The following is a 21,324-nucleotide window of genomic DNA, read 5'->3' as shown; positions in this document are numbered from 1 at the left end:
TCCAGCCCACCTATGGGAAGCATGTCGACCTACGCGCTGGATCCACGCACCACCGTCCTGATCGGCAGCATCACGAGCGGGCTCATGGCCATGGTGCTGACGCTGCTGGCCCGCGCGACACCGCTGCCCGTGCCGGGCCTGCGCACCTGGGTGGCGGGTGCCTGGCTGGTGTTCGCAGGCCTGCTGCTGCTCGGCCTGCGCGACTGGATCTCGCACCTGGCGACGGTGACGCTGGGCAACGGCGCCTTCGTGCTGGCCTACATCGCCTGGCTGGCTGGTACGCGCCAGCATTTCGGCGAACGCCTGCGTTGGGGGCCGTGGTTGCTGGCGTGGCTGGCCATGGCCGGCGCGGTGACCTGGTTCGCCGAAGTCCAACCCAGCTACCGCGTGCGGCTGGTCGTCGTGGCAGGGCTTTGCTGCTTCATCAGCGTGCACCATGCGCTGGTACTGCTGCGCTACCCGCAGGCCGAACGCTTCGGCCGCACGCTGGGCATCACGCTGACCTGCTCCTGGCTGGTCATCCTGGCGATCGTCTATGCCGCCAGGGCCGTACACGCGGCCCTGTTCCCGCAGGGCGACAGCGGCCTGCTGACCCAGGATGCGATCCAGATCGTCTACACCGGCAGCTTCACGGTCTGCAACCTGCTGCTCGTGATCGGCTTTGCCACCATGGCCTCGGACCATGTGCGTGCCCGCATCGAGGAGCAGGCCATTCGCGACCCGCTGACCGGCACGCTGAACCGCCAGGCCCTGTTCGAATGCCTGGAGCGCGAGCGCACGCGCCACGGCCGCACGGGCCAGCCCTTCTGCATCGCCATGCTGGACGTGGACCACTTCAAGCAGATCAACGACGGCCACGGCCACCCTGTGGGCGACCGCGTGCTCGTGCACCTGTGTCGGCGCATGGCGGCGCTGGTGCGGCCGCACGACGTGGTGGCGCGCTATGGCGGCGAGGAGTTCGTCGTCGTGATGCCGCAGACACGCCTGCCCGAAGCCGCGCTCGTCGCCGAGCGCATCCTCCTGGAAGCGGTGCAGGTCGACCGCCTGGCCATGCCGGCGTTCACGGTCAGCATCGGCCTGGCCGAATCGTCGACCGACGATGCCACGGCCGAAGCCATCGTCGCACGGGCCGATGCCGCGCTCTACCAGGCCAAGGCGCGGGGCCGCAACCGGCTCGAGCGCGCCGCCCTGCGGCTGGTCAACGCTTGAACAGGTCGAGGATGCTGCGGCGTTCCTCGGTGCGCTCCTGCGTCGCTTCGCCCATCGGGCCCGAGATCGGCTGGGCCGTGGGCACCGCTTCGGTGCCCGCCATCCCCGGCCCGGCCGTGCTGGCGAACTCGGTGTAGGACCAGTCGCCCTCGTTGCGCACCACGCCCTCGGGCACGGCCGGCGGCGCCACGGGCACGCCCTTGAGCGCCTGGCGCATGAAGTCGATCCAGACCGGCATGGCCAGCGCACCGCCGCTGGCGTGCGCGCCCAGGTTCTGCGGCTGGTCGTAGCCGATCCAGGCGATCGCCGCCAGCGTGGGCTGGTAGCCGGCGAACCAGGCATCGACGGCGTCGTTGGTGGTGCCGGTCTTGCCGTAGATGTCGGTCCGCTGCAGCGTGGCGCGCGTGCGCGCGGCCGTGCCGCGCGTGGCCACCTCGCCCAACAGCTGCGTCATGAGGAAGGCATTGCGCGCAGGCACGGCGCGGGCCGACTCGTCGAGCGCCGGCGCCGTCTCCTGCTGCAGCACCTGGCCGCGCTGGTCCGTCACCTTGTCGATCAGTCGGGGCTGTACGCGGTAGCCGCCGTTGGCGAACACCGCGTAGGCCGAGGCCATCTGCATCGGCGTGACCGAGCCCGCGCCCAGCGCCATGGTCAGGGAGGCCGGCTGGCGCTGCCCTTCGAAGCCGAAGCGCGTGACCCACTCCTGCGCCGCCGGCACGCCCACGGTTTGCAGCACGCGGATGGCCACCAGGTTCTTGGACTTGGCCAGCGCCGTGTCCAGCCGGATCGGACCGTCGAAGGCGCCGTTGTCGTTCTTGGGCTCCCAGGGCTTGCTGCCGGTGACGCTGGCGTCGAAGTACAGCGGGCCGTCGTCCACCATGGTGGCCGGCATCAGGCCCTTCTCGAGCGCGGCCGAGTAGATGAAGGGCTTGAAGGTGGAGCCCGGCTGGCGCCAGGCCTGCGTGACATGGTTGAACTGGTTCTTGCCGAAGTCGAAGCCGCCGACCAGCGCGCGCACGGCGCCATCGCGCGGGTCCATCGCGACGAAGGCGCCCTCGACCTCGGGCAGTTGCGTGATCTCCCAGCTGCCCTTGTCCGTGCGCATCACGCGGATCAGCGAGCCGGGGCGGATCTTCACCGCCGCGGCCGCATTGGCCGCCAGGCCCGACTGCGCGGGCTGCAGGCCCTCGCCCGTGATCTCCAGCCGCTCGCCATCGCTGCGCACAGCCTTCACGCGCCGGCTGTCGGCCTCCAGCACCACGGCCGAGACCAGTTCGCCGTTGTCGGGGTGCGCGTCCAACGCCTCCTCGATGGCGTCGTCCTGGGCTTCGCCTGCGGTCGGCAATGCGATCTGGGCCTCAGGGCCGCGGTAGACCTGGCGCCGCTCGTAAGCCATGATGCCGCGCCGCAGCGCGGCGTACGCTGCGGCCTGGTCGGCCGCATCCAGCGTGGTGTAGACGTTGATCCCGCGCGTGTAGGTGGCGTCGCCGTACTGCGCGAGCATCTGCTGGCGCACGCTCTCGGCCACGTACTCGCCATGCACGGCCACCGTGTCGCCGGCACTGCGCACGGGCAGCGGCTCGGCCTTGGCCGCCTGCGCCTGGGCCGCGGTGATGAAGCCGTTCTCCTGCATGCGCTCGATGATGTAGAGCTGGCGCACGCGCGCGCGGCGCGGGTTGCTGATCGGGTTGTTGGCCGAGGGCGCCTTGGGCAGGCCGGCCAGCATGGCGGCCTGGGCGATGGTGACGTCCTTGAGCTGGCGGCCGAAGTAGACCTCCGAGGCAGCCGCGAAGCCGTAGGCCCGGTGCCCCAGGAAGATCTGGTTCATGTAGATCTCCAGGATCTGGTCCTTGGAGAGCGCGCGCTCCAGCTTGAAGGTCAGCAGCACCTCGCGCAGCTTGCGCGCATAGGTCTTCTCCGACGACAGGAACATGTTGCGCGCCACCTGCATGGTGATGGTGGAGGCGCCCTGGCTGCGCGAGCGGCCCAGGTTGGCCACGGCCGCGCGCAGCATGCCCGTGTAGTCCACGCCGTCGTGCGTGTAGAAGCGCTGGTCCTCGATGGCCAGCACCGCATCCTTCATGACCTGCGGGATCTCGGCGATCGGTGTCAGGTTGCGGCGCTCCTCGCCGAACTCGCCCAGCAGCACGCCGTCGCGCGTGAACACGCGCAGCGGCAGCTTGGGCTGGTAGTCGGCCGCCGCCGACACATCGGGCAGCTGCGCATAGGTCTGGTAGGCGAACACGCCCAGCCCGGCGGTGCCCAGCGCGGCCGTGGCCAGGACGATGCCTGCGGCCCAGAGCAGCGTGCGGCGGCGTGCGCCGGCCCGCGGCGAAGCAGAAGAATCGTTCGAGGTGGGCTGGCGGGGAGAGGAGACCATGCGGCGGCGCAAAAAAAGCGTGGGGCAATGCCCACCTGGCAGAGTCGCCCACCTGCGAAATGGTTCAGCAGGGCGCAGGCGCTCTCACGTAAGCCCTTGATTTTCCTCTATTCCCGCGCAACAGTCGCCCGGTGCCCGCGCCAGCCCGGAATCCGAGGGCGCCACCCAGGTTTTGGCGGCTTTGCATAATCCGCCCCGGCCCGCGCGCCGCTGCGCTGCGCCGCCCTCTCCGAACCGCGCCGATCCCCCCCCATGAAGTTCCCCCTGGGCCCCCTGCCCGCGACCCGCCGATGGCGGCAGATGGCCACCCACGCGCCGACCCCGGAAATCCCCGACGTGGCCCACAACCTGGCGCGCTTCAGAACACGCGTGCTGGTGGCCGGCGCCATCGTGCTGTGCGCCTTCGGCATGCTGGGCGCGCGCCTCGTGCACCTGCAGATTGCGCGGCACGAAGACCTGGCCGCACAGGCCGAGGGCAACCGCACGGCCATCGTGCCCGTCGTGCCCCAGCGCGGCCAGATCCTGGACCGCAACGGTGTGGTGCTGGCCTCCAACTACTCGGCCTACACACTGGAGATCACACCGTCCAAGGCCGGCAACGTCGAGGAGACCATCGACCGCCTGGCCGAGGTGGTGGACATCGCGCCGCGCGACCGCCGCCGCTTCAAGCGCATGCGCGAGGACGCGCGCAGCTTCGAGTCGCTGCCCATCCGCAGCCGCCTGACGGACGAAGAGGTGGCGCGCTTCGCCGCGCAGCACTACCGTTTCCCGGGCGTGGAGATCAATGCGCGGCTGTTCCGGCAGTACCCGCTGGGCGAGACCGGCAGCCACGTGCTGGGCTACATCGGCCGCATCAACCAGCGCGAGAAGGCCGCGATGGAAGACTGGGACGAGGACGAGCAGGCCAACTACCGCGGCACCGACCACATCGGCAAGCTCGGCATCGAGCAGAGCTACGAAAAGCAGCTGCACGGCCAGACCGGCGTGGACGTTCTGGAGACCGCAGCCAGCGGCCGTGCCGTGCGCGAGCTCAGCAGCCACCGCGCGAGCGCGGGCAACACGGTGATGCTGACGCTGGACATCCAGCTGCAAAAGCTCGTCGAAGACCTGTTCGGCGAACGCCGCGGCGCGCTCGTGGCCATCGACCCGCGCAACGGCGAGGTGCTGGCCATGGTGTCCAAGCCGACCTTCGATCCGAACGCCTTCGTCGAGGGCATCGACCAGGACAGCTGGCAGGAGCTCAGCGAGTCCATCGACAAGCCGCTGCTCAACCGTGCGCTGCGCGGCACCTACCCACCCGGCTCGACCTACAAGCCCTTCATGGCGTTGGCGGCGCTGCAGCAGGGCGTGCGCGGCGCGCGCGACATCGTCAACGACCCGGGCTACTTCAACTACGGCGGGCGCCGCTTCGGCAGCCCCGAGGGCAACCTGGGCGCCGTGGACATGCGGCGTGCGATCCAGCATTCGTCCAACACCTATTTCTTCTCGCTGGCCGTGGACATGGGCGTGGACGCCATCCACGACTTCATGGCACCGCTGGGCTTCGGCCAGATCACGGGCATCGATCTGCCGGGCGAGGTGCGTGGCGTGCTGCCCAGCATGGACTGGAAACGCCAGGCCTACAAGCGCGCCGACCAGGGCCGCTGGTTCCCGGGCGAGACCGTCTCGCTGGGCATCGGCCAGGGCTACAACAACTTCACCATGCTGCAGCTGGCGGTGGCCGAAGCCACGCTGGCCGCGGGTGGCATCAAGCACCAGCCGCACCTGGTGCGCGCGCTGCAGGACCTGTCCAGCGGCCAGATCACGCCGCAGCCGCAGCCGCCCGGCGAAGACCTGCACTTCGCCCCGCGCAACGTCGACGTGGTGCGCGACGGCCTCGTCGCCGTGATCAAGGAAGGTACCGGCAAGCAGGTGTTCGCAGGCGCGGCCTACAGCGCGGCCGGCAAGACCGGCACGGCCCAGGCCGTCACGCTGCGCCAGGGGGCCAAGTACAACGCCCGCGCGATGGAAGAGCACCAGCGCGACCATTCCTTGTTCGCGGCCTTCGCGCCGGTGCAGGCACCGCAGATCGCCCTGGCTGTCATCGTCGAGAACGCGGGCTGGGGCGCGGCGGCAGCGGCACCGATCGCGCGGCGGGTGTTCGACTACTGGCTGGACCCGCACCGCAGCGAGCGGGCGGAAGAAGTGCACTGAGGCTGGCGCCGGGCGGACGCCGGGCGGACCTACTGCACCGCCTCGTGCGCGTGCGCCACGGCCTGCGGCGCGACATACGGCGACTCCACCACGCGGTCCACGGTGCAGAGCAGCCCGGCCCCCAGCATCGACTCGTACTGGTCGCGCGTGACAGGCATGCGGAACAGGGCGGCCGCGCCGTCGACATGGTCGGCCCGCAGCCATTCGAGGCAGCCCTTGCCCAAACGGTAGCGGTGCGCTCCCTCGGGAACGTAGATGCCCAGTTCGTGCAGCTTGTCTCGAACGTTCATGGCGATCTCCCGATGGAGGTTGGTGTGCAGTCTGAACCGGCGTGCGCGCCGCCGGTGCCGCACGGTAGCCTGTCCTGCGCAGCAGGCCAGGGAAAGATGGCGCCCGGGTTTCGCTCCGGGCGAGCGGGAGAGATCTGTTCTCCGACAGCCACGCAACCCGTGGAACCAGAAGCAGTCACGCCTGGGGCCAGCATAAGGGAGTCGTGTGACAGCTCCGGCAAGCCCCCAGAGGACGCGGGTGGTTGGCGCCGGCTGGCCGCGGCCGTGCTGCCGGCCCGCCCATGCACTGGCCTGGCGAGGCCTGCGCCGCCGCCTGCCATGTGGCGGGCGACGCCGTGCCGCATCCGCAGCAGTTTTTTCCCCCACCACTTGAACCGCCACGATTCGCCCTTATGATTAGCACTCGCTGGGGATGAGTGCTAACACTGCATTCAACCCCACGTTTTTCAGACCAGCAGCCGCCGGCTGCCCCCTTTCCAACGCTCTTCAGGAGATGCAATTGAAACTTCGTCCTTTGGCCGATCGCGTGATCGTCAAGCGCATTGACAGCGAAACCAAGACCGCCTCGGGCATCGTGATCCCCGACAGCGCCGCCGAGAAGCCTGACCAAGGCGAGATCCTGGCCGTGGGTCCGGGCAAGCTGGACGACAACGGCAAGCGTATCGAACCGAACGTCAAGGTCGGCGACCGCGTGCTGTTCGGCAAGTACTCGGGCCAGACCGTCAAGGTCGATGGCGACGAACTGCTGGTGATGAAGGAAGACGACCTGTTCGCAGTCGTCGAGAAGTAAGTTCTTCTCGCCTCGCACCCTCTTACTGAATCGAATCCGGAGAATTACACATGGCAGCTAAAGACGTCATTTTCGGCGGTGAAGCCCGCGCCCGCATGGTCGAAGGCGTGAACATCCTGGCCAACGCGGTCAAGGTCACCCTGGGCCCCAAGGGCCGCAACGTGGTTCTGGAGCGCTCGTTCGGCGCCCCCACCGTGACCAAGGACGGCGTGTCCGTGGCCAAGGAAGTCGAACTGAAGGACAAGCTCCAGAACATGGGCGCCCAGATGGTCAAGGAAGTCGCTTCCAAGACCTCCGACAACGCTGGCGACGGCACCACGACCGCAACGGTCCTGGCCCAGGCCATCGTGCGCGAAGGCATGAAGTACGTGGCCGCCGGCATGAACCCGATGGACCTGAAGCGCGGCATCGACAAGGCTGTCGCAGCCCTGATCGTCGAGCTGAAGAAGGCCTCCAAGGCCACCACGACCTCCAAGGAAATCGCGCAAGTCGGCTCCATCTCGGCCAACAGCGACGAATCCATCGGCAAGATCATCGCTGACGCGATGGACAAGGTCGGCAAGGAAGGCGTCATCACCGTCGAAGACGGCAAGAGCCTGGACAACGAGCTGGACGTCGTCGAAGGCATGCAATTCGACCGCGGCTACCTGTCGCCCTACTTCATCAACAACCCGGAAAAGCAAGCCGCGCTGTTGGACAACCCCTTCGTGCTGCTGTTCGACAAGAAGATCAGCAACATCCGCGAACTGCTGCCCACGCTGGAAGCCGTCGCCAAGGCCGGCCGTCCGCTGCTGATCATTGCCGAAGAAGTCGACGGCGAAGCGCTGGCGACCCTGGTGGTCAACACCATCCGCGGCATCCTGAAGGTCGTGGCTGTCAAGGCTCCTGGCTTCGGCGACCGCCGCAAGGCCATGCTGGAAGACATCGCCATCCTGACGGGCGGCAAGGTCATCGCTGAAGAAGTCGGCCTGACGCTGGAGAAGGTCACGCTGGCCGATCTGGGCCAGGCCAAGCGCATCGAAGTGGGCAAGGAAAACACCACCATCATCGATGGCGCCGGTGCCGCTGCCGACATCGAAGCCCGCGTCAAGCAAGTGCGCGTGCAGATCGAAGAAGCGACCAGCGACTACGACCGTGAAAAGCTGCAGGAGCGCGTGGCCAAGCTGGCCGGCGGTGTTGCCGTGATCAAGGTTGGCGCTGCCACCGAAGTCGAAATGAAGGAAAAGAAGGCCCGCGTCGAAGACGCGCTGCACGCCACCCGTGCTGCCGTCGAAGAAGGCATCGTGGCTGGTGGCGGCGTCGCGCTGCTGCGCGCCAAGCAAGCCGCTGGCACCATCAAGGGCGACAACGCTGACCAAGACGCCGGCATCAAGCTGGTGCTCAAGGCCATCGAAGCCCCCCTGCGCGAAATCGTCTACAACGCCGGTGGCGAAGCCTCCGTCGTCGTCAACGAAGTGCTGAACGGCAAGGGCAACTACGGCTTCAACGCTGCCAACGACAGCTACGGCGACATGATCGAGATGGGCATCCTGGACCCGACCAAGGTGACCCGTACGGCGCTGCAAAACGCGGCTTCCGTGTCCTCGCTGATGCTGACGACCGAAGCCATGATCGCCGAAGCACCGAAGGACGACGCTCCTGCCGGTGGCATGCCTGGTGGCATGGGTGGCATGGGTGGCATGGGCGACATGGGCATGTAATGCCTGCCCGGTGTGGCCGCCAGGCCGCACCAGCCAAGAAAAAGCCCCGCGGCGCAAGCTGCGGGGCTTTTTTCGTTCTGCGTGCTGCTCAGCCGACGGAACTGTCGCGCTGCCCGACGCGCGCCTGGGCCTGGCTCACGCGGGCCAGGGCTTCCTCGAAGCTCGTGAACCAGGCCTGCTGCACGGCCGGCGAACAGTGCGGGATCCAGGTGCGCAGCGTGTCTTCGATGGCACTTCGCATGAACTGGCCGGCCTGCTGCGCCGTGACCGTGGCCGGCAGCGGGGCGGCGCCACAACCCATGCCCTGCAGCAGTTCGCCCACCGTGCCCTGGGCCGGGCCGGCCTGCGGCGGCGCGCTCATGCCCGATGCGACGAAACCGGCCGAGGAGTCGTCGAACAGCGCGAGATCGGGCCAGGGCGGTACATGCCGGGACAGCGGCTCGCCGGTCATGTCGTCGAACAAGGCCTCCTCGTCGCCCGGGGCCAGCTCGTGCTCGCCCGCGTCGGACACCAGCAAGGAGAAGCGGCCGATGCGCAGCACGTCGCCTGCGGTCAGCGCGGCCTCCTCGGCCGTGGCCAGCAGGCCGCCGTTGTGGATGATGGTGTTCAGGCCCATGTTGACCAGCACGAAGCCGGTGGGCCGCCATTCCACGCGCGCATGCAGGCGCGAGACCGAACGCTCGGCATCGCTGAGCACCAGGGTGTTCTGTGAGGCCCGGCCCAGCGTGCCGCCCTGCGGGCCGAACACGACCCCGGGATCGGCCGAACCTTCGATGGACAAGCGCAGTGCCGGCATGGCGGTTCTCAAGCGCGCAGGCGTTGCAGCAGGCCGGCGGTGGAAGCGTCCAGCCCGCTGGCATCGCCACTGGCCAGGCGCGGCTCGATGTCCTTGGCCAGCACCTTGCCCAGCTCCACGCCCCACTGGTCGAAGCTGTTGATGCCCCAGACCGAGCCGCTGGTGAACACGCGGTGCTCCTGCAGCGCGATCAGCGCGCCCAGGCTGCGCGGCGTGAGTTGTTGCAGCAGCAGGAAACTGCTGGGCCGGTTGCCCGGAAAGTCGCGGTGGCCGCCGGCATCGGGCTTGCCCTGCATCAGAGCCTGGGCCTGGGCCAGCGCATTGGCCAGCAGCGCGCTCTGGTGGCCTGGCAGGCTGTGGGTGGCCTCGCGCACGGCGACGAATTCGACCGGCACCACGTCCGTACCCTGGTGCAGCATCTGGAAATAGGCGTGCTGGCCATTGGTGCCGGGCTCGCCCCACAGCACCGGCGAGGTGCCGTAGGGCAGCGCGCCGCCGTGGCGGTCCACGCGCTTGCCGTTGCTCTCCATCTCCAGCTGCTGCAGGTAGGCCGGCAAGCGCGCGAGCGCGCTGTGGTAAGGCGCGATGCTGCGGCTCGTGAAACCCAGGAAGTTGCGGTACCAGACGTCCAGCAGGCCCAGGCGCACCGGCAGGTTGGCCTGGAGCGGCGCATCGCGGAAATGCCGGTCCATGGCGTGGGCGCCGGCCAGCAGTTCGCGGAAGCGCTCGGCGCCGATGGCGATCGCGATCGGCAGGCCGATGGCCGACCACAGCGAGTAGCGCCCGCCCACCCAGTCCCAGAAACCGAAGATGTTGGCGATGCCGAAGGCGCGTGCAGCCTCCACGTTGCTCGACAGCGCGGTGAAGTGCCGCGCCACTTCGGTGCCGCCCTCGCGCTGGAACCAGGCCAGCGCAGAGCGTGCGTTGGCCATGGTCTCGGCCGTGGTGAAGGTCTTCGACGCGATGAGGAACAGGCTGCTTTCGGGCTTCAGGCGGCGCAGCACGGCATCGAGCTCGTGGCCGTCCACGTTGCTGACGAAATGCAGGCGCCGCCCGGGAGCGGCGTAGGCGTCCAGCGCACGCACCACCATCTGCGGGCCGAGGTCGGAGCCGCCGATGCCGATGTTGACGATGTCGGTGATGCGGCTGTCCGCGCGCACCTGCTCGGCATAGGCCAGCATGGCGTCGAGCGTCTGGTGCACCTCGGACAGGGCCGCGTCCCAGGCGGGCGCAGCCTGCGGCGTGCCGGCTGGCGCGCGCAGCAGCGTGTGCAGCACGGCGCGCTGCTCGGTGTTGTTGATGGACTCGCCCGCGAACATCGCATCGCGGTGCGCCGCCACGCCGGCTTGCTCGGCCAGGTCGAAGAGCGCGTTCTCGATGCCCGCATCGATCCAGTTCTTGGACAGGTCGGCGAACACCTCGGGTGCCTGCTGGCTGAAGCGCTGCACACGGCCAGCATCGCTGGCCAGCGCGACCCGCACGTCGTAGCCGGTCTTGAGCGCCTGGCTCAGTGCCCGCAGCTGGCCCCAGGCGGGCAGTTGGTCGCAGCGCGGTCGGTCGGCCCAGCCCATGTCAGGCCGCCTGCATGAGCTTCTCGAGCTTGACCGCGTCCACAGCGAACGCGCGGATGCCCTCGGCCAGCTTCTCGGTGGCCATGGCGTCCTCGTTCAACGCGAAGCGGAAGCCGGCCTCGTCGTACTGCACGGGCGCGAGGTCGAGCTGGCACGCAGCCTCGGCATCCAGTGCCCGTGCGAGCGGCTCGTCGCTGGCGGCCAGCTTGGCCAGCAGGTCGGGGCTGATGGTCAGCAGGTCGCAGCCGGCCAGCGCGGTGATCTGGCCGGTGTTGCGAAAGCTCGCGCCCATGACCTCGGTGGCGATGCCGAAACGCTTGTAGTACTCGTAGATCTGGCGCACCGAACGCACGCCGGGATCGTTGGCGCCGCTGCTGGCGGCCTCGTCCCAGGCGCTGCCCGCGGACTTCTTGTACCAGTCGTAGATGCGGCCCACGAAGGGCGAGATCAGCTGCACCTTGGCGGTGCCGCAGGCCACGGCCTGGCAGAACGAGAACAGCAGCGTGAGGTTGGTGCGGATGCCCTTCTTCTCGAGTTCGGCGGCCGCCTGGATGCCTTCCCAGGTGGAAGCCACCTTGATCAGCACGCGCTCCTTGGCGATGCCTTCGGCCGCGTACAGCGCGATCAGGCGCTCGCCGCGGGCCACGGTGGCGGCGGTGTCGAAGCTCAGGCGGGCATCGACCTCGGTGGACACGCGGCCCGGGATGATGGCCAGGATCTCGCAACCGAAACGCACCAGCAGCCGGTCCATGACCTCGTCCAAGGCCTTGCCGCGAAAGCGCGCCACGGCGTCCTGGAGCAGCGGCGCGTAGTCGGGCAACTGCACGGCCTTGAGGATCAGCGAGGGGTTGGTCGTGGCGTCGGTGGGCTTGAAGGCGCCGAGCTGCTTGAAGTCACCGGTGTCGGCGACGACGGTCGTGAGCGCCTTGAGGGCATCGAGTTGGTTCATGGCGAATGGCAAGACTATTGCAAGGTGGAGCGAGGATACGGCAAGCACAAGCAGGGCCAGGTCAGCAAAGGCCGCATTGCGCAGCGCTGGTGAGTATGCCCGACCATGAAACTAAGTTACAGTCCCACCCACCTTTTCATGTAACAACCATGAGCTTCGACCTTGTACTGTTCGGCGGCACCGGCGATCTGGCCTGGCGCAAGCTGATGCCCGCCCTGTTCCAGTCGTTCCGCCACGGCACCCTGCCGGCCCATGGCCGCATCATCGGCGTGGCCCGCGACGACCTCAGCGACGACGACTACCGCGCGCTGATCCGCTCGCGCTTCGACGCCGTGGAGGGCGACAAACGCCCCAACGACGAGGAGTTCAGGCGCTTCGCCGAGCTGCTGCACTACCAGCGCGTGGACCTGTCCAAGCCGCAGGACTTCGCGGCGCTGGCCGAGAAGCTGCTCGCGCGCGATGCCGATTCGCTCGTGATGTACGTGGCAACGGCGCCCGCCCTGTTCACGCAGGTGGTCGAGCAGATCGCCGCAGCCAGGCTCAACGGGCCCAAGACGCGCGTGGTGCTGGAAAAGCCGCTCGGCCACGACCTGGCCTCCAACCGCGCGATCAACCAGGCAGTGGGCCGCGTGCTGGCCGAGAACCAGGTGTTCCGCATCGACCACTACCTGGGCAAGCCCTCGGTGCAGAACCTGTTCGCGATGCGCTTCGGCAATGCGCTGTTCGAGCCCATCTGGCGCCGCGAGTACATCGCCAACATCCAGATCACGATAGCCGAAGACCTGGGCGTGGAAAAGCGCGGCGCCTTCTACGACCAGACCGGTGCGCTGCGCGACATGGTGCAGAACCATGCGCTGCAGCTGGTCTGCGCGATCGCCATGGAGCCGCCCATCAATGCCCATGCCGACGCCATCCGCGACGAGAAGCTCAAGGTGCTGCGCTCGCTCAAGCGCTGGAACCCGGAAACGCTGGGCCTGCACACCGTGCGTGGCCAATACACCGCCGGCACGGCCTATGGCGCGCGCGTGCCGGGCTACCTGGAGGAGCCGGGCGTGGACCCGGACAGCCGCACCGAGACCTTCGTCGCGCTGCGCACCGAAATCGAGAACTGGCGCTGGGCCGGCGTGCCCTTCTACATCCGCACCGGCAAACGGCTGTCCTCGCGCGATGCGCGCATCGAGGTCAACTTCAAGCCCACGCCGCATGCGATCTACGACACACCGCAGGGCAGCTTCAACCGGCTGGTCATCAACCTGCAGCCCAAGGACGGGCTGGAGCTGCACCTGATGGCCCAGGGCCAGGGCAGCCGCAAGCGCAGCGGCAGCGCCGAGCAGCTGGCACCGGTGCAGGCCGACCTGGACTTCGACAAGCGCTTCGGCAGCGAGCGCGTGGGCGCCTACGAGCGGCTGCTGCTCGACGTGCTGGACGGCCGGCTCAACCTGTTCGTGCGCAGCGACGAGCAGGAGGCGGCCTGGCGCTGGGTCGAGCCCATCCTGGAGTACTGGAAGAACGAGAGCCGCCCGCCGCGCAGCTACGCCGCCGGCACCTGGGGGCCCAGCGCATCGAGCGCCATGATCGCCAGAGACGGCTTCTACTGGAGCGAGGAAGCGTGACACGCCCACCCCGTTTGGCCATGCCCACTGCGTGTGGCCGGCCGATCCCCCTCCAGGGGCGCACCCGGCGGTCCGGCAGAGCCGGCCCCGCGGGTGCACTCGCATGGCCTGCTCCGCGGCCTCCGGGACCGCGGCTCGCACGCCACGTTCACACACTGCGGTCGGCGCGCCACGCCTTTGGCCGCTGAGATGCTCGAGCGCATCCGCGCCTGCCTGCCCTCGCTGGCGCCCGCCGAGCAGCGGGTTGCCAAGCTCGTGCTGAACGACCCGCGCGCCTTCGCCTCGCTGCCGGTCGGCGAATTGGCGGAGATGGCGCACGTCAGCAAGCCCACCGTGGTGCGCTTTTGCCGCAGCGTGGGCTACGACGGGCTGGTGGACTTCAAGCTCAAGCTGGCCGGCAGCGTGAGCGAAGGCGTGCCCTTCATCCACCGCGCGGTCGACATGGACGACAAGACCGGCGACGTGATGGTCAAGGTCATCGACAACACGGTGGCGGCCTTCCTCAAGTACCGCAACGACGCCGGCGTGGCCGCCATCGAGAAAGCCGCCACGGCCCTGGCCGCGACGCACCAGACCGGCCGCCGCGTGGAGTTCTACGGCGCCGGCAACTCCGGCATCGTGGCGCAGGATGCGCAGCACAAGTTCTTCCGCCTGGGTGTCAACGCGATCAGCTACAGCGACGGCCACATGCAGGTGATGGCCGCCTCGATGCTGCGGCCGGGCGACTGCGTGGTGGTGATCTCCAACTCGGGCCGCACGCGCGACCTCATGGACGCCTGCGACATCGCGCAGCGCAAGGGCGCCACCACCATCGTGCTGACGGCCAGCGGCTCGCCGCTGGCCGCCGCTGGCCAGATCCACCTGGCCGCCGACCACCCCGAGGGCTACGACCGCTACAGCCCCATGGTGTCGCGGCTGCTGCACCTCATGGTGATCGACATCCTGGCCACCTGCGTGGCGCTGCGCATCGGCGGCGCGCGCCTGCAACCGCTGCTGCAGGACATCAAGGACAACCTGCGGAGCAAGCGCTACACCTGAAGCGCAGCCTCAGATGCGGCCTTCCTCCACCGCGTGGCAGGCCACGGTCACGCCACCGATCTTCTGCATCAGCGGTCGCTCGGCCTTGCAGCGCGCGTTGGCGTGCGGGCAGCGTGGATGGAAACTGCACCCGGTCGGCGGGTTGAGCGGGTTGGGCACCTCGCCCTGCACCGGCGTGCGGGCGCGGCCGGTGTCGTGCATCTTGGGGATCGCATCGAGCAGCATGCGCGTGTAGGGGTGGCGCGGCTCGGCGAACAGGCTGTGCTTGTCGGCCAGCTCGACCAGGCGGCCCAGGTACATCACGCCGACCTCGTCGCTCACATGCCGCACCACCGCGAGGTTGTGCGAGATGAACAGGTAGGTCAGGCCTCTGCTGCGCTGCAGCGTCTTCATGATGTTGAGCACCTGGGCCTGCACGCTCACGTCCAGCGCCGAAGTCGGCTCGTCGCAGACCAGGAAATCGGGCTGCGTGGCCAGCGCGCGCGCGATCGAGATGCGCTGGCGCTGGCCGCCCGAGAACTGGTGCGGGTACTTGGCCATGTCCAGCGGCGACAGGCCGACGGACTGCAGCAACTCGCCCACGCGGGCGCGGCGGCCCTCCTTGTCATGGATGAGCCCGTGCTCCAGCAAGGGCTCGGCGATGATGTCCTCCACCACCCAGCGCGGATTCAGGCTCGCGTAGGGGTCCTGGAAGATCATCTGGATGCGCCGGCGCAGGGCTGCCCCTTCGCTGCCGGCGCGGCCTTCGGATGCCTTGAACGCGGCATGCGCATCCTGCCCGTCGAAGGTGAGCCCGCCGCGCGTGGGCGCGTACAGGCCGACCAGCAGGCGCGCGACCGTGCTCTTGCCACAGCCCGATTCGCCGACCAGTGCCAGCGTCTTGCCCTTCTCGATCGAGAAGCTCACACCGTCGACCGCGTGCAACAAGGCCTTGGGCTTGCGCTCGATCACGCGGTTGAGCCAGGGCGGCGAGACGTCGAAGACCTTGGCCAGGTCGTGCGCCTGGACCAGCGCGCTCATCGCGCCCCCCCGGCGTGCAGCCAGCAGGCCGCGCGGCTGGCGCCGGCATCCATGAGTTCGGGCCGCTCCACCTTGCAGCGGTCGAACACCTTGGGGCAGCGCGGGTTGAAGGCGCAGCCTGTGGGAATGGCATTGAGACGCGGCATGGCGCCATCGATCTGGTTGAGCATCTCGCGGTCGACGGTGATGTCGGGGATCGCGGCCATGAGGCCGTCGGAGTACGGATGGGCCGGGTGGTTGATGACGGCGTGCACAGGGCCGATCTCGGCGATGCGGCCGGCGTACATCACGGCCACGCGGTCGCAGGTCTCGGCGATCACGCCCATGTCGTGCGTGATCAGCATCACGGCCGCGCCGTGCTGCTGGCACACGCGCTTGAGCAGCTGGATGATCTGCGCCTGGATGGACACGTCCAGCGCCGTGGTGGGTTCGTCGGCCACGATGAGCTTGGGCTCGGCCGCCAGCGCCAGCGCGATGACCACGCGCTGGCGCATGCCGCCCGAGAACTGGTGCGGGTAGTGGTCGATGCGCTGCTCGGCCGCCGGGATGCCGGTGTCCTGCAGCAGGCCGATGGCGCGCTGGCGTGCCTCGGCGTTGCTCACGGGCAGGTGCGCCTGGATGGTCTCGGTGAGCTGGCGCCCCACCGAGTACAGCGGGTTCAGCGAGGTCAGCGGGTCCTGAAAGATGGCCCCGATGCGCCGGCCACGGATGCGCCGCATGGCCTCGTGGTCGAGGTTGTCGATGCGCTGGCCTTCCAGCAGGATCTGCCCGCTGGCGATGCGCCCGGGCGGCTCCAAGAGGCCGATGATGGACGCGCCCGTCAGCGATTTGCCGGCGCCGGATTCGCCCACCACGCCCAGGATCTCGCCGGGTGCAATGGAGAAGGAGATGTCGTCCAGCGCGCGCAGCGTGCCGCGCCGGCTGGGAAATTCGACGACCAGGTTCTGGACTTCTAGCAGGGACATGGAGGCTGGCTTGTGGCTCGCGATGGGCGCAGGTCAGCGCAGGCGGGGATTGAGCGCGTCGCGCAGCCAATCGCCCAGGAGGTTCACGCTGAGCGCGATCAGCACCAGCATCAGGCCCGGGAACAGCGTGATCCACCATTCGCCGGAGAACAGGTAGTCGTTGCCCACGCGGATCAGCGTGCCCAGCGAGGGCGATGTCGGCGGCGCCCCCACGCCCAGGAAGGACAGCGTGGCCTCGGTGATGATGGCCGTTGCCACCTGGATGGTGGCCAGCACCATGACCGGCCCGGTCACGTTGGGCAGCACATGGCGGCGCATGATGCGCAGCGGCGAAACGCCGGTGACGCGGGCCGCCTGCACATACTCCTTGTTGCGCTCAACTAGCGTGGAGCCGCGCACCGTGCGCGCGTACTGCACCCAGCCGGTCAGCGAGATCGAGATGATCAGCACGCCGAAGGCCAGGCCTTCGTGCGCGTTGGGAAACAGCGCGCGGCCCACGCCGGCGATCAGCAGGGCCACGAGGATGGCCGGGAACGACAGCATCACGTCGCACAGGCGCATCAGCGCGGCGTCGACCCAGCCGCCCTTGAAGCCGGCCAAGAGGCCCAGGCTCACGCCGACCAGCAGGGACAGCAGCACCGAGGCCAGACCCACCACCAGCGAAATGCGCGCGCCATACATCAGCGCCGAGAGGATGTCGCGCCCCTGGTCGTCCGTGCCCAGCAGGTACTTGGACGTGCCCTCGGCCTGCCAGGCCGGCGGCAGCCGCGCGTCGCTGAGCTCCAGCGTGGCCAGGTCGAACGGGTTGTGCGGCGCAACCCAGGGGGCGAAGAAGGCGCAGAAGATGCACACCAGGGCCACGGCACCCGCGACGATCGCCGTGGGCGAGGTGCGGAAGCTGTGGCCGACATCGCTGTCCCAGGCGCGCTGGAACCAGCCGCCGTGTGTTGCGGCCTGCATCACTTGCCGACCTGAATGAACTTCCAGGGCATGAAGTTGTCCGGCAGCTGCACCACCGTGACACCCTTGCGCACGGCCCAGTTCAGGGTCTGCTGGTGCAGCGGGATGTGGCCGATGTCGTCCTGGTGCAGCTTCATGGCCTCGTGGATCATGGCCATGCGCTTGCCGTCGTCGACCTCCGAGGCGATCTGGTCGGTCAGCGCGTCGAGCTTGGGATTGCTGTAGGCGCCCAGGTTGAACTGGCCGCGGCCGCCCTCGCCCGGCGTGCCCATGACGGGGAACAGCACGTTGTGCACGTCCACGGTGCTGGCCACCCAGCCCAGCATGTAGAAGCTGGTGTCGCGGCGCAGGATCTTGGGGAAGTAGCTGGCCTTGGTCTCGGCCTCCAGGTTGATCTTCACGCCGATGCGCGCGAGGTTGGCCGCCACCGCCTGGCAGATGTCGCTGTCGTTGACGTAGCGGTCGTTCGGGCAGTTCATCTTGACCTCGAAGCCATTCGGATAGCCCGCCTCGGCCATCAGCTTCTTGGCCGCCTCGGTGTCGTAGGGCAGACGCTTGTCCAGATCCTTGGCGTAGCCGCGCACCTGCGGCGGGATCATGAGCGCCACCGGAATGGCCGAGTTGCGCATCACGCGTGTGCGGATCGCCTCGATGTCGATGGCCTGGTAGAAGGCCTGGCGCACGCGCTTGTCCTTGAACGGGTTCTTGCCCTTGATGTTGGAGAACTGCAGCTCGTCGCGTTTCTGGTCCATGCCCAGGAAGATCACGCGCAGCTCGGGGCCCTGCAGCACGTTGGCCTTGCCATCGCGCTTGATGCGCTCGACGTCCTGCACGGGCACGGGCTCCATCACGTCCACTTCGCCCGACAGCAGGGCCGCCACGCGCGTGGCATCGTTGCCCACCACGTTGAAGATCACCTCGTCCACGTTGCTGTCGAGCTTGCCCCAGTAGTTGGGGCTGCGCGTGAACACCGAGCGCACGTTGGGCTGGCGCTCGCGCGCGCGGAACGGGCCGGTGCCGTTGGTCCGGAACGAGGCGGCGTTCTCGATGCCCTTGCGCCGGTCCACCGGGCGCGTGGCCTGGTTGGCCTCGCACCATTTCTTGCTCATGATGTACCAGTTGGTGATGAGGTCGGGCAGGATCGGGAACGGCTGGGAGGTGACGATGTCGATGGTGTGGTCGTCGATCTTGTTGATCTGCTTGATCTGCCCCACGTAGCTCTTGATATCCGAGCCCTCGCCGCGTGCGCGGTCGTAGCTGAAGATCACGTCGTCGGCCGTGAACGGCGTGCCGTCATGGAACTGCACGTTCTTGCGCAGGTTGAAGCGCCAGACCGTGGGCGCCGTCTGCTTCCAATCGGTGGCCAGAGCGGCGGTGAGCTTGAAGTCGGCGCCGCGCGTGACCAGTGGCTCGTAGACGTTGCCGGTCACGGTGAGCTGCAGCGACTCCTGCAGCGAGTGCGGGTCGAGCGAAGTGGCATCGCCCTGGTTGGCGATGCGCAGCGTCACGGCCTGGGCCGAGAGGCATGCGGCCAGCAGCAGGGACGCGGTCAAGGCGGCGAGGCGGGGCTTGGTGGTCATGGCGTTGGCTCCGGTGAAAGACTCAGGTGGGGGTGGACGCGGTCAGCGGCATGCCTTGCTCGACGAGGCCGGCATGCAGCGCCGCGCCCAGGGGCAGGATGTCGTCGTTGAAGTCGTAGCGGCTGTTGTGCAGATGGCAGCCATCGGGCGCGCCCTGGCCGATGCGCAGGTAGGCGCCTGGCCTGGCTTGCAGCATGAAGGAAAAATCCTCGGCCCCCATGCTCGGCTCCATGTCGCGCACCAGCCGCTCCGGACCGACCAGGCGCTCGGCCACGTCGCCAGCGAACAGGGCCTGCGCCCGGTGGTTGATGGTGGCCGGGTAGATGCGCTCGAACCGCACCTCGGCCTGGGCGCCGAAGCCCTGGGCGACGGCGCTGCACAGCTCGGACAGGCGCCGTTCCACGAGCGCCTGCACATTGGCATCGAAGGTACGCACGGTGCCGACCAGCGTGGCTTCGCCGGGCACCACGCTCATCGCGCCGAGGTCGCCCGCGTGCATGGCGCACAGGCTCAGCACCGCTGCGTCGACGGGCCGGGTGTTGCGCGAGACGATGCTCTGCGCCGCCGTGATGATGTGCGCAGCCACCAGCACCGGGTCCACGGTCTGGTAGGGGTGGGCACCATGGCCGCCCTTGCCGATCACGCGGATCGTCACGCGGTCGGCCGCGGCCATCATGGCGCCGCTGTTCAGGCCGATGGTGCCGGGCGCCATGGCCGGCCAGTTGTGCATGGCGAACACGGCCTGCACGGGGAAGCGGTCGAACAGGCCGTCGTCCACCATGGCCCGCGCGCCGGCGAAGCCTTCTTCGCCCGGCTGGAAGATCAGCACCGCGGTGCCGTCGAAGTTGCGGGTCTCGGCCAGGTAGCGCGCGGCGCCGACCAGCATGGCGGTGTGGCCATCATGGCCGCAGCCGTGCATGAGGCCGCTGCGCGCAGAGCGCCAGTCGCGCTCGCCCTGCTCGGCCATGGGCAGCGCATCCAAGTCGGCGCGCAAGCCGATCGACCGCCCGCTGGCCGTGCTGCGCCCGTGCACCAGGCCCACCACGCCGGTCTTGGCGATGCCGGTGTGGACCTCGTCCACCCCGCACAAGCGCAGCGCATCGGCCACGCGGGCCGCCGTGTAGTACTCCTCGAAGCCCAGCTCCGGGTGCGTGTGCAGGTCACGCCGCAGCGCCGTCAGTTCGGGATGGAATTGCGCGATGTGGGCGAAGGCCCGCCCCCCGGCGCGCAGCACGGGCGCCAGCATCAGTGCCCCCCCGATTTGCCGAGGCGCAGCCGCGGATCGACCGCGAAGTACAGCAGGTCGACGATGAGGTTGATCGTCACGAAGATCAGCGCGATCAGGCACAGATAGGCGGCCATGACCGGGATGTCCGCGAAGGTCACGGCCTGGATGAACAGCAGACCCATGCCGGGCCACTGGAACACCGTCTCGGTGATGATGGAGAACGCGATCAGCGTGCCCAGCTGCAGGCCGGTGATCGTGATCACCGGCACCAGCGTGTTCTTGAGCGCATGGCCGAAGTGGATGGCGCGGTCCGACAGGCCGCGGGCGCGCGCGAACTTGATGTAGTCCGTGCGCAGCACCTCCAGCATCTCGGCGCGCACCAGGCGCAGGATCAGCGTGAGCTGGAAGATCGCCAGCGTGATGGCCGGCAGCATGATGTGGTGCCAGCCCTTGGGGGTCAGCAGGCCGGTGCTCCACCAGCCGAGCTGCACCGTCTCGCCGCGCCCGAAGCTCGGGAACCAGCCCAGCCAGACCGCGAACACCAGGATCAGCAAGATGCCGATCAGGAAGGTCGGCAACGACACCCCCAGCAGCGACAGCGTCATCAGCACCTGGCTCATGAAGCTGCCGCGGCGCAGCGCGGCGTAGACACCGGCGGGCACGCCGACCAGCAGCGCGATCAGCGCGGCGACCAGCGCCAGCTCCAGCGTGGCCGGGAAGCGCTCGGCGATCAGCCGCGACACCTTGGCCCCCTGGCGCAACGACAGGCCGAACTCGCCCTGCGCCGCGTTGTAGAGGAAGTGCCAGAACTGCACGATGAACGGGCGGTCCAGGCCCAGGGCCTCGCGCAGTTCGCGGATCTGGTCGGGCGTGGCGTCCTGCCCGAGCAGGAACACGACAGGGTCGCCCACGTACTGGAACAGCAGGAAGGCGATGAAGGCCACGGCCACCATCACCACCACGGCCTGCAGCAGCCGGCGCAAGATGAATGCAAACATCGGTTGAGGCTCCTGGAGCCCGGCGGCGCAGCTTGCGCGCCGTC

17 protein-coding genes are annotated in these 21,324 nt (G+C 68.6%); 6 read left to right on the top strand and 11 right to left on the bottom strand.

Annotated elements, in window-relative coordinates:
* Window positions 1-12: 12 nt before the first annotated feature.
* Window positions 13-1,209, top strand: a complete 1,197-nt coding sequence (locus tag ACSQ4M_RS12295) for a diguanylate cyclase (RefSeq protein ID WP_436189806.1) — start codon at window positions 13-15, stop codon at window positions 1,207-1,209.
* On the opposite strand, the gene ACSQ4M_RS12290 is transcribed toward ACSQ4M_RS12295, so the two are convergent.
* Complete coding sequence (locus ACSQ4M_RS12290) at window positions 1,199-3,589, bottom strand: penicillin-binding protein 1A (RefSeq protein WP_436189805.1); 2,391 nt, start codon at window positions 3,587-3,589, stop codon at window positions 1,199-1,201. The genes ACSQ4M_RS12295 and ACSQ4M_RS12290 overlap by 11 nt on opposite strands.
* A 300-nt stretch (window positions 3,590-3,889) precedes the next feature.
* On the opposite strand from ACSQ4M_RS12290, the gene mrdA reads away from it, so the two are divergent.
* Window positions 3,890-5,782, top strand: a complete 1,893-nt coding sequence (gene mrdA / locus ACSQ4M_RS12285) for a penicillin-binding protein 2 (protein WP_436194000.1) — start codon at window positions 3,890-3,892, stop codon at window positions 5,780-5,782.
* 29 nt (window positions 5,783-5,811) lie between these two features.
* Here the strand turns inward: mrdA and ACSQ4M_RS12280 are convergent, their stop codons facing one another.
* Window positions 5,812-6,072 (bottom strand): hypothetical protein, encoded by a 261-nt coding sequence (locus tag ACSQ4M_RS12280; RefSeq protein WP_436189804.1) that lies wholly within the window; start codon window positions 6,070-6,072, stop codon window positions 5,812-5,814.
* Window positions 6,073-6,571: 499 nt separating this feature from the next.
* Here ACSQ4M_RS12280 and groES point away from each other — a divergent pair, with 499 nt between their 5' ends.
* Together groES and groL are read left to right on the top strand one after the other, a co-directional pair.
* Window positions 6,572-6,862, top strand: a complete 291-nt coding sequence (gene groES / locus ACSQ4M_RS12275) for a co-chaperone GroES (RefSeq protein ID WP_436189803.1) — start codon at window positions 6,572-6,574, stop codon at window positions 6,860-6,862.
* A gap of 50 nt (window positions 6,863-6,912) precedes the next feature.
* Window positions 6,913-8,562 (top strand): chaperonin GroEL, encoded by a 1,650-nt coding sequence (groL, locus tag ACSQ4M_RS12270; RefSeq protein ID WP_436189802.1) that lies wholly within the window; start codon window positions 6,913-6,915, stop codon window positions 8,560-8,562.
* Between the two features lie 88 nt (window positions 8,563-8,650).
* Here the strand turns inward: groL and ACSQ4M_RS12265 are convergent, their stop codons facing one another.
* The 3 genes from ACSQ4M_RS12265 to tal are packed head-to-tail and all read right to left on the bottom strand — an operon-like array spanning window position 8,651 to window position 11,878.
* Window positions 8,651-9,358, bottom strand: coding sequence for an FHA domain-containing protein (locus tag ACSQ4M_RS12265; protein ID WP_436189801.1), 708 nt, complete (start codon window positions 9,356-9,358; stop codon window positions 8,651-8,653).
* A gap of 8 nt (window positions 9,359-9,366) precedes the next feature.
* Window positions 9,367-10,929, bottom strand: a complete 1,563-nt coding sequence (gene pgi / locus ACSQ4M_RS12260) for a glucose-6-phosphate isomerase (RefSeq protein ID WP_436189800.1) — start codon at window positions 10,927-10,929, stop codon at window positions 9,367-9,369.
* A 1-nt stretch (window position 10,930) separates the two neighbouring features.
* Complete coding sequence (gene tal / locus ACSQ4M_RS12255; RefSeq protein WP_436189799.1) at window positions 10,931-11,878, bottom strand: transaldolase; 948 nt, start codon at window positions 11,876-11,878, stop codon at window positions 10,931-10,933.
* A 149-nt stretch (window positions 11,879-12,027) separates the two neighbouring features.
* Between tal and zwf the strand changes: the two genes are divergently transcribed.
* Window positions 12,028-13,491, top strand: coding sequence for a glucose-6-phosphate dehydrogenase (gene zwf / locus ACSQ4M_RS12250; RefSeq protein ID WP_436189798.1), 1,464 nt, complete (start codon window positions 12,028-12,030; stop codon window positions 13,489-13,491).
* Window positions 13,492-13,680: 189 nt separating this feature from the next.
* Entirely contained in the window at window positions 13,681-14,529 is an 849-nt protein-coding gene (locus tag ACSQ4M_RS12245) for a MurR/RpiR family transcriptional regulator (RefSeq protein ID WP_436189797.1), read from the top strand.
* Window positions 14,530-14,538: 9 nt separating this feature from the next.
* Here ACSQ4M_RS12245 and ACSQ4M_RS12240 read toward each other — a convergent pair whose 3' ends face one another.
* From ACSQ4M_RS12240 to ACSQ4M_RS12215, 6 genes are read right to left on the bottom strand one after another with little or no spacing between them, the layout of a single operon-like run.
* A complete protein-coding gene (locus ACSQ4M_RS12240) occupies window positions 14,539-15,549 on the bottom strand; it encodes an ABC transporter ATP-binding protein (protein ID WP_436189796.1) in 1,011 nt (336 codons plus the stop codon).
* Entirely contained in the window at window positions 15,546-16,514 is a 969-nt protein-coding gene (locus tag ACSQ4M_RS12235; protein WP_436189795.1) for an ABC transporter ATP-binding protein, read from the bottom strand. The genes ACSQ4M_RS12240 and ACSQ4M_RS12235 overlap by 4 nt, the downstream gene beginning before the upstream one ends.
* A 33-nt stretch (window positions 16,515-16,547) precedes the next feature.
* The gene (locus tag ACSQ4M_RS12230) at window positions 16,548-17,474 is read right to left on the bottom strand and encodes an ABC transporter permease (protein ID WP_056672101.1); all 927 of its coding nucleotides are present in this window, start codon (window positions 17,472-17,474) and stop codon (window positions 16,548-16,550) included.
* The gene (locus ACSQ4M_RS12225) at window positions 17,474-19,054 is read right to left on the bottom strand and encodes an ABC transporter substrate-binding protein (RefSeq protein WP_436189794.1); all 1,581 of its coding nucleotides are present in this window, start codon (window positions 19,052-19,054) and stop codon (window positions 17,474-17,476) included. The genes ACSQ4M_RS12230 and ACSQ4M_RS12225 overlap by 1 nt, the downstream gene beginning before the upstream one ends.
* Before the next feature lie 22 nt (window positions 19,055-19,076).
* Complete coding sequence (locus ACSQ4M_RS12220; RefSeq protein WP_436189793.1) at window positions 19,077-20,300, bottom strand: M20 aminoacylase family protein; 1,224 nt, start codon at window positions 20,298-20,300, stop codon at window positions 19,077-19,079.
* On the bottom strand, window positions 20,300-21,280 hold the full coding sequence (locus tag ACSQ4M_RS12215) for an ABC transporter permease (RefSeq protein ID WP_436189792.1): 981 nt from the start codon (window positions 21,278-21,280) through the stop codon (window positions 20,300-20,302). Before ACSQ4M_RS12215 ends, ACSQ4M_RS12220 begins: the two co-directional genes overlap by 1 nt.
* Window positions 21,281-21,324: the final 44 nt, after the last annotated feature.

The sequence above is a fragment of the Pseudorhodoferax sp. LjRoot39 genome (assembly GCF_964253035.1).
Taxonomy (GTDB): domain Bacteria; phylum Pseudomonadota; class Gammaproteobacteria; order Burkholderiales; family Burkholderiaceae_C; genus Pseudorhodoferax.
Note: the sequence above shows the minus strand (reverse complement) of the source record. Positions and strands in the feature narration are given on the sequence as shown.

Excerpts from the sequence above, each read along its gene's own strand:
- ACSQ4M_RS12295 (WP_436189806.1), top strand. The coding sequence starts at position 13 with ATGGGAAGCATGTCGACCTACGCGCTGGATCCACGCACCACCGTCCTG.
- ACSQ4M_RS12290 (WP_436189805.1), bottom strand. The coding sequence starts at position 3,589 with ATGGTCTCCTCTCCCCGCCAGCCCACCTCGAACGATTCTTCTGCTTCG.
- mrdA (WP_436194000.1), top strand. The coding sequence starts at position 3,890 with ATGGCCACCCACGCGCCGACCCCGGAAATCCCCGACGTGGCCCACAAC.
- ACSQ4M_RS12280 (WP_436189804.1), bottom strand. The coding sequence starts at position 6,072 with ATGAACGTTCGAGACAAGCTGCACGAACTGGGCATCTACGTTCCCGAG.
- groL (WP_436189802.1), top strand. The coding sequence starts at position 6,913 with ATGGCAGCTAAAGACGTCATTTTCGGCGGTGAAGCCCGCGCCCGCATG.
- ACSQ4M_RS12265 (WP_436189801.1), bottom strand. The coding sequence starts at position 9,358 with ATGCCGGCACTGCGCTTGTCCATCGAAGGTTCGGCCGATCCCGGGGTC.
- pgi (WP_436189800.1), bottom strand. The coding sequence starts at position 10,929 with ATGGGCTGGGCCGACCGACCGCGCTGCGACCAACTGCCCGCCTGGGGC.
- tal (WP_436189799.1), bottom strand. The coding sequence starts at position 11,878 with ATGAACCAACTCGATGCCCTCAAGGCGCTCACGACCGTCGTCGCCGAC.
- zwf (WP_436189798.1), top strand. The coding sequence starts at position 12,028 with ATGAGCTTCGACCTTGTACTGTTCGGCGGCACCGGCGATCTGGCCTGG.
- ACSQ4M_RS12245 (WP_436189797.1), top strand. The coding sequence starts at position 13,681 with ATGCTCGAGCGCATCCGCGCCTGCCTGCCCTCGCTGGCGCCCGCCGAG.
- ACSQ4M_RS12240 (WP_436189796.1), bottom strand. The coding sequence starts at position 15,549 with ATGAGCGCGCTGGTCCAGGCGCACGACCTGGCCAAGGTCTTCGACGTC.
- ACSQ4M_RS12235 (WP_436189795.1), bottom strand. The coding sequence starts at position 16,514 with ATGTCCCTGCTAGAAGTCCAGAACCTGGTCGTCGAATTTCCCAGCCGG.
- ACSQ4M_RS12230 (WP_056672101.1), bottom strand. The coding sequence starts at position 17,474 with ATGCAGGCCGCAACACACGGCGGCTGGTTCCAGCGCGCCTGGGACAGC.
- ACSQ4M_RS12225 (WP_436189794.1), bottom strand. The coding sequence starts at position 19,054 with ATGACCACCAAGCCCCGCCTCGCCGCCTTGACCGCGTCCCTGCTGCTG.
- ACSQ4M_RS12220 (WP_436189793.1), bottom strand. The coding sequence starts at position 20,300 with ATGCTGGCGCCCGTGCTGCGCGCCGGGGGGCGGGCCTTCGCCCACATC.
- ACSQ4M_RS12215 (WP_436189792.1), bottom strand. The coding sequence starts at position 21,280 with ATGTTTGCATTCATCTTGCGCCGGCTGCTGCAGGCCGTGGTGGTGATG.